General features: G+C 74.4%; 12 protein-coding genes. 4 read left to right on the forward strand and 8 right to left on the reverse strand.

The annotated features are described in order from the left end of the window. Positions 1-1,120 (forward strand): DUF5005 domain-containing protein (locus tag AC51EU_RS21595; protein ID WP_496268673.1); only part of this gene is annotated, 1,120 nt, incomplete at its 5' end. 6 nt (positions 1,121-1,126) lie between these two features. Here the strand turns inward: AC51EU_RS21595 and AC51EU_RS21600 are convergent. From AC51EU_RS21600 to AC51EU_RS21615, 4 genes are all read right to left on the reverse strand, one after another. After that, a complete protein-coding gene (locus tag AC51EU_RS21600; protein WP_496268674.1) occupies positions 1,127-1,531 on the reverse strand; it encodes a DnaJ family domain-containing protein in 405 nt (134 codons plus the stop codon). 71 nt (positions 1,532-1,602) lie between these two features. After that, the gene (locus AC51EU_RS21605) at positions 1,603-2,193 is read right to left on the reverse strand and encodes a hypothetical protein (protein WP_496268675.1); all 591 of its coding nucleotides are present in this window, start codon (positions 2,191-2,193) and stop codon (positions 1,603-1,605) included. Beyond that, positions 2,190-3,713, reverse strand: coding sequence for an ATP-binding protein (locus AC51EU_RS21610; RefSeq protein ID WP_496268676.1), 1,524 nt, complete (start codon positions 3,711-3,713; stop codon positions 2,190-2,192). Before AC51EU_RS21610 ends, AC51EU_RS21605 begins: the two co-directional genes overlap by 4 nt. Then, entirely contained in the window at positions 3,710-4,411 is a 702-nt protein-coding gene (locus tag AC51EU_RS21615) for a response regulator (protein WP_496268677.1), read from the reverse strand. The genes AC51EU_RS21610 and AC51EU_RS21615 overlap by 4 nt, the downstream gene beginning before the upstream one ends. Positions 4,412-4,546: 135 nt before the next feature. Between AC51EU_RS21615 and AC51EU_RS21620 the strand changes: the two genes are divergently transcribed. Then, positions 4,547-5,338, forward strand: a complete 792-nt coding sequence (locus tag AC51EU_RS21620; RefSeq protein WP_496268678.1) for a polysaccharide deacetylase family protein — start codon at positions 4,547-4,549, stop codon at positions 5,336-5,338. 50 nt (positions 5,339-5,388) lie between these two features. Here AC51EU_RS21620 and AC51EU_RS21625 read toward each other — a convergent pair whose 3' ends face one another. The 3 genes from AC51EU_RS21625 to AC51EU_RS21635 form a co-directional block, all read right to left on the reverse strand. Then, on the reverse strand, positions 5,389-5,808 hold the full coding sequence (locus AC51EU_RS21625; RefSeq protein WP_496268679.1) for an SsgA family sporulation/cell division regulator: 420 nt from the start codon (positions 5,806-5,808) through the stop codon (positions 5,389-5,391). A 96-nt stretch (positions 5,809-5,904) separates the two neighbouring features. Further along, complete coding sequence (locus AC51EU_RS21630; RefSeq protein WP_496268680.1) at positions 5,905-7,461, reverse strand: PH domain-containing protein; 1,557 nt, start codon at positions 7,459-7,461, stop codon at positions 5,905-5,907. Then, a complete protein-coding gene (locus tag AC51EU_RS21635) occupies positions 7,458-7,985 on the reverse strand; it encodes a PH domain-containing protein (protein WP_496268681.1) in 528 nt (175 codons plus the stop codon). Before AC51EU_RS21635 ends, AC51EU_RS21630 begins: the two co-directional genes overlap by 4 nt. A gap of 114 nt (positions 7,986-8,099) precedes the next feature. Between AC51EU_RS21635 and AC51EU_RS21640 the strand changes: the two genes are divergently transcribed. Further along, entirely contained in the window at positions 8,100-8,726 is a 627-nt protein-coding gene (locus AC51EU_RS21640; RefSeq protein WP_496268682.1) for a TetR/AcrR family transcriptional regulator, read from the forward strand. Between the two features lie 5 nt (positions 8,727-8,731). Here AC51EU_RS21640 and ssgD read toward each other — a convergent pair whose 3' ends face one another. Then, positions 8,732-9,145: a spore wall synthesis regulator SsgD gene (ssgD, locus tag AC51EU_RS21645; RefSeq protein WP_496268683.1), complete on the reverse strand. Its 414-nt coding sequence runs from the start codon at positions 9,143-9,145 to the stop codon at positions 8,732-8,734. Between the two features lie 297 nt (positions 9,146-9,442). Here ssgD and AC51EU_RS21650 point away from each other — a divergent pair. Next, positions 9,443-10,395 (forward strand): sigma-70 family RNA polymerase sigma factor (locus tag AC51EU_RS21650; RefSeq protein WP_496268684.1); only part of this gene is annotated, 953 nt, incomplete at its 3' end.

The following is a 10,395-nucleotide window of genomic DNA, read 5'->3' on the forward strand; positions in this document are numbered from 1 at the left end:
CATCCGCCGCACCACCGCGTTCATCCGCTACGGCGACGACAACACCCGCACCGACGACTGGACCGGCGGCGACGGCACCCACTCGGTGGCCCTCCCCGACGGCCGCACCCTCTGGCTGTTCTCCGACACCTACCTCGACCGCGTCCACCCGCCCGACCCCGGCGGCCCGCCCCTCTTCCGGCGCGGCGCCGACGGCGGCGGCGTCCCCCTGCTGCGGCACAACTCCGCCGTGGTGACCTCCCCCTCCGGCCGCCCGGAACGCACCCTGACCGGGCCCGGCACGACGCCCTTCTTCCCCGACCCGCCGGACGGCGGCTGGCGCTGGCCCGTCGCCGCCCGCGTGGAGACGCGGACCCCCGGCGTGCACGAGAAGGTGGTGAAGGTCCTGCTGTGGCGCCGCGCCCCCGGCACCGGACCCTGGGTGTTCGGCGTGCCCTACGGCACCGAGGTCGCCACCCTCTCCCTCCCGGACCTGCGCCTGACGGGCATCACCACCGTGACCGGCCCCGACACCGGCCCCGACCCCGCGCGCCGCGTCCTCTACGGCACGGCCGCGGTCCGCGAGGGACGCTGGACCTACGTCTTCGGCGGCGACGACCCGCCGTCCGCGCCCGCCTCCAGCGCCTACCTCGCCCGCGTCCCCGAAGGGCGGCTCACGGACCGTGCCGCCTGGCGGTTCTGGGACGGCGCGCGCTGGCGGCGTCAGGCGCGGAGCGCCGCGCCGGTGCTGCGCGCCACCGGGCGGCGCGGCGTCGGCAGCGCCTTCACCGTGGTGCGCGACGGTGCCACCTGGCTGCTGGTCACCATGGACACCGGCGGCGACGGCCGCTTCGGTCTGCGGACCCTGACCAGCTACTGGGCCTGCTCCCCGCGGGGCCCCTGGCACGGCCCGCACGGCCGGATCACACCACCACGCCCGCCGGCCACCGACCCCCGGCACGTGGTGGTCTACAACCCGCAGGCGCACCCGGAGCACGCCGCGCCCGGCACGCTGGCGCTCAGCTACGACGTCAACTGGATCGGCCCGCCCGGTGTGGCGCCCGACGCCCGGCTCAACGCCGATGTCGCGCTGTACCGCCCGCGGTTCCTGACGGTGCGGACGGGGCCGGCCGGGCCGTGACGGGCGTCAGGAGGCGGCGTGCCGCTGCCGCCACTCGCGGGCGGCCTCCTCGACGTCGAACGGGGCGAGCCGTAGCGGCGGCCCTTCGAGCGGGGCGCGCCGCGCCGCCCGGATCTTCTCGTTGACGTCCGTCAGGATGCGGCGCAGGGCCGCCTCCGACGGCGCCGCGGCCGCCGCCTCACGGGCCTGCTCGGCCTCCTTGCGCAGCGCGAGCGACGGCGGCAGGTACGACAGGTCCTCGCGGGCCATCTTCTCCTTGACCCACCACAGTTCGTCGTACGGCCGGTCCAGGTGCGGCAGCGGCTTCCCGACGCCGGGCAGCGACGCGAAGTCCCCGCGTTCCTGTGCCTCACGGATCTGCTTGTCGATCCAGCTCTCGAAGTCGACGCCGGGGGGTTTGCGCTCGGTCATGGGGTCTCCCGAGGGACGGGCCGGGCGGTGCCGGACGCGGTGTGCCGGTTCCCCTCCACCTTAGGCCCGCCCTACGGCCCGCCCGTCGGCGTCCCGGACGGTGCCGGGGCGGGCTCGATCACCGGGAGGGCGTTGTTGCCGCCGCAGAGCATCGGTCTGGCCTGGGACGTGTCGCTGACCAGGGTCACCACGACCTCGCCGGGCGGCTTGCCGCCGGGGACCCGGGCGTTGGCCGCGGTGCACACCAGCTGGCTCAGCGACGCGGTGTCCAGCTTCCCCAGCGGGACGGGGAGGGTGACGCGGACCGAGCCGGGGCCGGTCTCGGCGGTCACCGGGCCGCCGAGCTTGGGCAGGACGCTGGACAGCCCGCGCTGCCGCTCGGCGTGGTCGGGGCCCTTCAGCAGCAGGTCGATGGCCTCCTGCGGGCCGGACGGCGTCTTCGCCGGGCGGGTCGCCGAGCGTAGTCCGGAGGGCCCGTAGAAGAACAGCTGCACATCGGAGGTGGGCCGCCCCGGCGCGCGGACGCCGGAGGCCGGCGCCCCGGCGTCGATCACGTCCGACGTGGCGATCCCGCAGCCGGCCAGGGTGCCGGCGGCCGCGCCGGCCAGCAGGCCGCCGAGCGCGCGGCGGTGGACGTGCGGGGAGGGCGGTACCGGGGTCATGCGGCGGTCTCCTTCCGTGACACGGCGTCCGGGCCGGCGGGCGCGGCCGGCCCTTCCGGCTCCCCGGGGCGCAGGGGCAGCTCCACGGTGAACACGGCGCCCCCCTCGGGGCGGTTGGCGGCCCGTACGCAACCGCCGTGCAGCCGGACGTTCTCCTGGGCGATGGCCAGCCCCAGGCCGCTGCCCTCGGAGCGGGCGCGGGCCGAGTCGGCCTTGTAGAAGCGGTCGAAGACGTGCGGCAGCACCTCGGGGTCGATGCCGGGGCCGCTGTCGGCGATCTCGACGCGCAGGGCGGTGTCGTCCGGCGCGGGGGTGTGCAGCACCACCCGGACCGGCGCTCCGCCGTGGTGCAGGGCGTTGCCGACGAGGTTGGCGACGACGACGTCCAGCCGGCGGGGGTCGAGCCGGGCGCGGACGTCGGCGGGCAGCTCGGCGGTCACCCGGTCCTGCCAGGCGCGGGCCTGGAGCGTCTTGCGGATCGTCTCGGCGACGTCGACCTCGTCGAGGTGGAGGGCCGCGGCGCCCGCATCGAAGCGGGAGACCTCCATCAGGTCCTCCACCATCCGCGCCAGCTTCCCGGTCTCCTGGCTGATCAGCCGGACCGCCGAGGCGGTGTCGGGGTCGAGGGCGTCGGCGTCCTCGTCGAGGACGTCGGTCACCGCGGTCATCGCCGCCAGCGGGGTGCGCAGCTCGTGCGAGACGTCGGCGGCGAACCGGCGGGCGTTCGCCTCCAGCCGGCGCAGATCGGCGACGCTCTCCTCCAGCTTCGCCGCCATGTCGTTGAACGTTCTCGACAGGTCGGCGAGTTCGTCGCCGCCCTTGACCTCCAGCCGGGTGTCCAGCTTCCCCTCCGCGATCCGGCCCGCGGCCTGCCGCAGGCCCCGTACGGGACGCAGCACCCCGCGCGCCGCGAGCAGCGCGAGGATCACCGAGAGGCCGAGCACCGGGAGGGCGCCCCGCTGCGCGGCGCTCACCAGGGCCTCGACATTGGCCTCCTCGCCACGCAGCGGCAGTTGGGCGTAGACGGACAGCGCGGAGGGGCGGCCGTCGGACTGCCGTACCGGCATGCCGACCAGCAGCCACGGCTCGCCGTCGCGCTCGACGCGCTGGAAGACCGGCACATGGCGCCGCTCGACGGAGTCGCGGAGGGTGGGCGGGGGCATCGGGCCGCCCCGGACGGCGACGGCGGTGTCCGGCAGCCCGGTGTAGTGGACGAAGACGTCCCAGTCGCGGTAGGTGCTCGACCGCTCCAGCTGCGCCCGGAACGCGTCGAGGTCCGTACGGGTGGGCGGCACCGCCAGTTCGGGGGCGAGCGAATTGATCTGCGTCCGCAGGTCGTTGACGGCCATGTCCTGGGAGCGCTGGAGGATCGCGTTGCGCGCCTCCCGGTAGGTCAGACCCGCGGTGGTGAGCGCGCTGACGGCGGCGACCAGCAGGAACGCGACGACGAGCCGGACCCGCAGGCCGCGCGGCGGCCGCCCGGCGCGCAGCAGGCGCCACAGGCGGCGCGGGGGCTTCACAGCGGTCCGAAGCGGTAACCGAAGCCGCGCACGGTCTGGACGTAGCGGGGGCTGCGCGGAGTGTCCTCGATCTTGGTCCGCAGGCGCATCACACAGGCGTCCACCAGGCGGGAGTCGCCGTGGTAGCTGTGCTCCCAGACGTGTTCGAGGAGTTGCTGGCGGCTGAAGACCTGGCCGGGCGTGGAGGACAGGAACAGCAGCAGTTTCATCTCGGACGGTGCCAGCGGCAGGTCCTTGCCGGACTTGGTGACGACGAGTCCGGCGCGGTCGACGGTGAGCGCGCCGTACGTCTCGACGGGGGAGGGGCCGGGCTCGGGGGGCGAGCCGTCGGCGGGCGGGGCGGTGCGGCGCAGCACGGCGCGTATCCGGGCCTCCAGCACCTCGCCGCGGGCGGGCTTGACGATGTAGTCGTCCGCCCCGGCCTCCAGGCCGAGGACGACGTCGAGGTCGTCCCCGCGCGCGGTGAGCATGATGATCGGGAGCTGGCGCTCGGCGCGTATCAGCCGGCAGATCTGGAAGCCGTCCTTGCCGGGCAGCATCAGATCCAGCAGGACGATGTCGGGGCGGAACTCCGGCAGCAGCCGCAGCCCGTCCTCACCGGTGGGCGCGGCCGCCACCTCGTGGCCGCGCCGCCGCAGCGCGAGGGTGACCCCGTCCCGTACCGCGGCGTCGTCCTCGATCAGAAGTACTCGTGGCATGGGACCAGTATCAATAAGTTTCATGATGGATCCGTAACAGGAGCAGCCTGCCGGCGTTCTCCCGCATCTCCCATGGTGAGAACAGGCGGGCGCGCCTGCGGACGTACGAGGACCACCACGGGGTGAGGGACGGCAATGGGCAAGGCACGGGCCACCGGACGGCGTTTTCGGAAGGAAGGGGGGATCATAGGCGCGACCGCGGCGGCCGCCGCGTTGGTGACCGGACTGGTGCTGGCGCTGGCGCAGCCCGGCGGTACGCCGTCGGCGGAGGCCGACACCGCGAAGGACGGCCCCAAGCCGGCCAGGACGCCGGCGGTCCGTACGGTGGACCCGTCGATCGTCCACGACTCCGAGCGCCCCGGCCGCAGCCTGAACATCACCATCGACGACGGCCCGGACCCGGTGTGGACGCCCAAGGTCCTCGACGTCCTCAAGCGGCATGACGTCAAGGCCGTGTTCTGCATGATCGGCCCGCAGGCCGAGGCCCGTCCCGACCTGGTGCGGAAGGTCGTGGACGCCGGGCACCGGCTGTGCAACCACACCATCAGCCACAACACCGCCATGGACCACCGGCCCGAGAAGTACCAGGCCGAGCAGATCCTCGACGCGCAGCGGATGATCGAGAAGGCGGCGGGCGGCACCCCCGTGGCGTACTACCGCGCCCCCGGCGGCGCGTTCACCCCCTACAGCCGCAAGCTGGCCGCCGGGCACGGGATGCGCCCGCTGGGCTGGAACATCGACAGCAAGGACTTCGAGGGCGGCAGCGTCGCGTCGATCGAGGCCCGGGTCCGCGCCGAACTGCCCAACGGCCCCACGGTCCTCTTCCACGACGGCGGCGGCGACCGCTCCCGGACGGTGGAGGCGCTGGACCAGCTGCTGCCCGAGCTGCGGCAGCAGGGCTACGGGTTCGGTTTCCCGAAGCGGTGAGGAACGGCGCGGGCGGGGGAAGCGCCTTCCCCCGCCCGCGTGCCGACTCGTCAGGCCGCGCCGAAGAGTTCCGCCAGATCGCCGTCGACGTCCAGGTGCGCCGGCTCCAGGCCGGGCGGCACCGCCTCGTAGGAGCGGGCGAGGAAGAGGCGGATGTCCGTCGTCCGCAGCTGCACCATCGCCATGCCCTCGTCGGCGTGGAACTCCATCAGGGTGCGCCCCGGCCCGTACGGCCGTATCCGTACGTCGCCCTGGCCGACGGCGCCGTGCAGCGCCTCGGCCAGCAGATCACGGGCGAACGTCCAGTCCACCGGGGAGCCGTCGAGCGAGATCTCCGGGGGGAAGGTCATCCGGACGGCGAGGGGGTCGGCGGGGTGGTAGTGCAGTACGGCCGGTACCGCGTGCGGGCCGGGCGCGGCCGCGGTCGCGACGAGTCGGACCTGGACGGCTTGGTCGATGGCACTGGGCATCGCACTGCTCCCTCACGGCTCGGTTCACGGACTCGGCTCGTCCCTTAGGACGACGGCCCGGCGCGCGACGTGCACGCGAGGAGGGTGTGATATGCGTCATGTCGCGGGTGGGGTCTGCGCCGCGGGGTAACCGCAGGGGTCCGGCGCGGGCCGCGACAGGAACGGCTCGACGATGCCGGGCGCCGCCCGCGCGGCGAAGTCCGGCGCGTACCGCGCGTCCAGGTCCCGGACGCGGTAGTGCTCCTCACCGGCCGCGACCGCCGCGGTGAGGGTGACCAGCCCGGCCCGGCGGCCGAACGGCGAGCTGGAGAACGTCCAGGCCATGACGGCGTCACGGCGCAGGACGACGGTGTCACGGCTGAGGGTGCCGGAGCGGACGAGCAGATGGCCGCCGCGCAGGCCGTGCCCGAGGGCGCGGTACGCGTCCCGCGCCAGCCACAGCACGGCGGGCGTGGCCAGCAGCGCGTAGATCCAGGCGCAGTGCAGCAGGACGGGGGTGAACGCCAGGCCCAGCGCGGCGAGGACGACCGTGCCGGGCAGCACGACGAAGAGGAGGCCGCGCGTCCGGCGGCGGCGCAGCGCGGCCCGGGGGTGGCCGGCCAGTTCCTCTTCCGGGGCCAGGTCACCGGAGTCGTCCGGCAACCGGAGGACGCGGCGGGCGGTGCGCAGCGCCTCGGGGCGGGGGCACGGCGGGAGCAGGGCGCTGCGCTTGCGGTTCTCCTCCTGGTCGCCGAGGCCGCTCGCGATGGCGTGCACCGTCGCTCCGCCGCCGGCCCGCAGCAGCAGCGGCTCACGCAGCACCACCCCGCGCAGCCGGGCGCGTTCGACGGTGACGGAACGGGTGGTGAACAGGCCCCGGCGCACCTGGAGCGACCGGGTGCCGATCCGCTTCAGGGAAAAGTTCCACCAGTTCTCGACGTAGAGCACCACCGCGCCGGCCGAGCCGAGGGCCACGACCGCCAGCAGCGCGGCGGGGACCGTCAGCCACAGGGCGCTCGCGCCGAACGCGTGGAACGCCCGCCGGATGAAGCCCAGTTTCCACACATCGATGTCCAGGCGTTCCAGGACGCGGCTGACCGCGCCCGCCGCGAAGAACACCCCGCCGATCACCCAGAAGGTCAGCGGCGCGTAGCGCACCCAGCGCCAGGTGAAGCGGGACAGCACCGGGTCGTCCTCCTCCCCGGAGCCGGCGCGGGCGAGCAGCGCGGTCCGCAGCCGGCCGGCGTCCGCGGCCGCCAGCGCCTCCAGCGTCACCTCCCCGCCGCCGCTGCCCCCGGTCGTACCGGCGCGCAGGACACTGACGCCCAGGACGCGGTGCAGGGGGGACGCGGTCAGGTCGACGGTGCGGACGCGGTGCAGCGGCACACTGCGCAGCCTCCGGGTCAGCAGGCCGCTGCGGACCTCGAAGGCGTCGTCGGTGACGCGGAAGGAGGTGCGCGCCCACCGGACCACCCCGGCGGCGGTGAGGGCGGCGAACACCACGGCGATGACGGCCAGGCCGGCCCAGGCGCCGCCGCTGATCCGGCCGCCGCCCGCCAGCGCGGTCAGCGCGATCGAGCCGAGCGGCGCGGCCAGCCAGCCGCAGTGGAGGAGGGGGGTGCGGGCGTCGAGGCGCTGCCAGACGCCGTAGGGGTACGGCGGCGGAGTGCTCATGCGGCGTCACCCGGCACCGTCTGGGCGGCCTCGCCCATCAGCCGGGACAGTTCCTCGGCGTCGGCGTCGGACAGTCCGGCGATCTTGATGTCGCCGGCGGTGGAGGCGGTGGTGACGGTGACGGTCGCCAGCCCGTAGCGCCGCTGGAGCGGGCCGCGCACGGTGTCCACCGTCTGCACCCGGGACAGCGGGGCGATCCGCCGCTGCTGCCACAGCCAGCCGCTCGCCGCGTAGACGGCGCCCTCGCTCAGCTCCCAGGCGTGGACGGCGTACCGCCACCGCGGCATCAGCAGCAGATGGGCCACGGCGGGGACGACGAGCACGACGAGCACCAGCGGGACGAGCCAGGGCAGGGCGCCGGGGAAGAACAGTGCGGAGCACACCGTCAGGGCCAGCGCGGTCAGCAGGAGCGGTATGCCGACGGTCAGCAGCGCCTGGACCGTCCACCAGCGGCGGGCGCGCGGGTCGACGCGATGGCGGGGCGGGCGCAGTGCCAGGGACGGCGGCGCGGTGGGGGAGGGCATGGTGGTCACCGGTTTCCCAAGTCAAATGTATTGGCTGCCGGTACGTTATAACGGTACGGATGACTTGTAAAAATGGCGTGCGGGGACACGTCCGACCAGGAAGGAAGGCCGCACGTGCCCAAGAAGGTCGACCATGACGCCCGCCGCCGGGAGATCTCCCGCGCGCTCTGGCGGATCGCCGCCGACCGGGGACTGGACGGTGTGACCCTGCGCGACGTCGCCGCCGAGGCCGGCGTCTCCCTCGGCAGACTCCAGCACTACTTCCCCAGCAAGGACGCGATGCTGCTGTTCGGCGTTGAGTACGCCAACGAACGCGCCCAGGAACGCATCCGCGCCAGTGTCGAGGCGATGCCGGGGGAGCGGACCCCTCACGCCGTCCTGCGCGCCTGTCTGGTGGGCATGCTGCCGCTCGACACCGAGAGCCGCGTCGGCGTACAGGTCGGCGCCGCCTGCTTCGTCCGCGCGATCCACGACGAGCGGCTGCGCGCCGGCGCCAAGGAGGGCATCCCGCAACTGGCCGCCTTTTTCGCCGATCTGCTCCGGCAGGCGGCGGAGCGCGGCGAGGTACCGCCCGGCCGCGCCACCGAGGACGAGGCGATGCTGCTGATCAGCCTCGTCGACGGGCTCTCCACCTACCTCCTGCTCGACGTGCACGGGCCCGAGCAGGCGCTGCGCCTGCTCGACCTGCACCTCGGCACCCTCTTCCACGTGCCGGACACCGCGGCGCCCGGCGCGGACTGACGCCCCTACGCCTCCCGCAGCAGCGCGGCGAGATCGGCGTCCACGTCGACGTGCCCCAGCTCCTCGCCCCGGGCGACGACGCGGTACGACAGCGTCAGGAAGTCCCGCAGGTCCCGCTTCTCGAACTGCACCATCGCCATACCGGCGGGCGTGTGGAACTCCAGCACCGCCGCACCGGGGCCGCACGGCCAGATGTGGACGTCGCCCGCCCCGGAGGGCCGCCGCAGTCCGTCCTGGAGCAGCTCCCGGGCGAACGTCCACACCACCTCCGTCCCGTCCAGCGACGCCGCGGCCGGGAACACGACGCGCACGGCGAACGGGTCCTCGCGGTCGTAGCGCAGGACCGCGGGGATGACCCGCGAGCGGGGGGCGGTCGCGATGAGACGGGCCTGGACGGCGTGGTCGATGAGGGTGGGCATCGCCGGCTCCTGTGTTCGGTCGGTGTCGTTCCGGTCGTGCGCCGCGCGGAGAGGAACGCCTGCACACGCCGGTGCCGCGTCCGCCTGTCGCGGTGTCACACCCCTATGACCAGGGGGATGCCGGGGTCATTACGCCAAAACCGCCGCATCTCGCGTGACCTGCGTCACGAAGTTTTGATCACAAGGAGATGTCGTCTTTACGCTTGCGAAAACAACATTCCACACACCGTGCACCGGCAGATTCCCCGGCCCCAGGGACGCCGGCCGCCGGGGCGACACACCGGGAGACATTCCTCCATGCCAGATGGTTCCGCGGCCCCCGAGGAGTCGGCGGCGGACGCCTATGCCGCGCTCTACGCACAGGAGCACCCGCGCCTGGTCGGCTACGCGCGCACCCTGACCTCGAACGGCTGGCTCGCCGAGGACCTCGTCGCCGAGGCCCACTTCCGGGTCTGGCGCCGCATCCAGGGCGGCCACCACATCGACAACGTCCCGGCGTACCTGCGCACCACCATCCGCCATCTCGCGGTCACCGTCGGCGCCGCCACCGCCCGGGAGGTGCCGCGCGACCCGGAGGACGGGCAGTCCTGGCCCGAGACGGCGCCCGTGGCCGCCGTCGACCACGCCGACCCGTCGCAGCGCATCGCCTATGTCGACCTTCTCTCCCAGGTCCTCGACCAGTTGCCGAGCCGATGGGTGAAGGCACTGTGGCTGTCCGAGGCCGAGGACCAACCGCTGGAGGTCGTCGGCAAGGCCATCGGCGCCAAGAAGGGCGCCACCGCCGTCCTGCTGCACCGCGCCCGCGAGGGCATGCGGCAGGCGTTCCTGCGTGCCCTGCCCGGCGTGCCCGCGGCGCCGTCCTGCGGCGGCTACTGGGAGCGCATGCCGGCCGTCGTCCGCGGCGAGGCCACCGACAAGCAGGCCGAGGACGTCGACCGGCATCTGCCCGGCTGCGAGGACTGCCGCGACCGGCTGGCGGTCCTCACCCGCGCCAACACCCGGCTTCCGGCGCTCGTCGGCCCCGCGCTGCTGGTCCTCCTGGCGAAGGGGTCCGCGGAATTCCTGCTGCCGCTGGTCGGCACGGGGGCGGCGGCCGCCGCGTCGGCCGGCACCCCGGGCCCGTCGTCCGTACGGCATCTGATGCGCGGCCAGTTCCGCCAGGCCGGACCGGACGCCGTGGTCGTCGCCGGGGCGGGCGTCCTGGCCCTGGCCGGAGTGGCGTTCGCGGCGGGCGTGGTGCTCACCGGCAA

Source organism: Candidatus Streptomyces philanthi (assembly GCF_059553635.1).

Coding starts and splice junctions, on each gene's coding strand:
- AC51EU_RS21600 (WP_496268674.1), bottom strand. CDS start 1,531: ATGACCGAGCGCAAACCCCCCGGCGTCGACTTCGAGAGCTGGATCGAC.
- AC51EU_RS21605 (WP_496268675.1), bottom strand. CDS start 2,193: ATGACCCCGGTACCGCCCTCCCCGCACGTCCACCGCCGCGCGCTCGGC.
- AC51EU_RS21615 (WP_496268677.1), bottom strand. CDS start 4,411: ATGCCACGAGTACTTCTGATCGAGGACGACGCCGCGGTACGGGACGGG.
- AC51EU_RS21620 (WP_496268678.1), top strand. CDS start 4,547: ATGGGCAAGGCACGGGCCACCGGACGGCGTTTTCGGAAGGAAGGGGGG.
- AC51EU_RS21625 (WP_496268679.1), bottom strand. CDS start 5,808: ATGCCCAGTGCCATCGACCAAGCCGTCCAGGTCCGACTCGTCGCGACC.
- AC51EU_RS21630 (WP_496268680.1), bottom strand. CDS start 7,461: ATGAGCACTCCGCCGCCGTACCCCTACGGCGTCTGGCAGCGCCTCGAC.
- AC51EU_RS21635 (WP_496268681.1), bottom strand. CDS start 7,985: ATGCCCTCCCCCACCGCGCCGCCGTCCCTGGCACTGCGCCCGCCCCGC.
- ssgD (WP_496268683.1), bottom strand. CDS start 9,145: ATGCCCACCCTCATCGACCACGCCGTCCAGGCCCGTCTCATCGCGACC.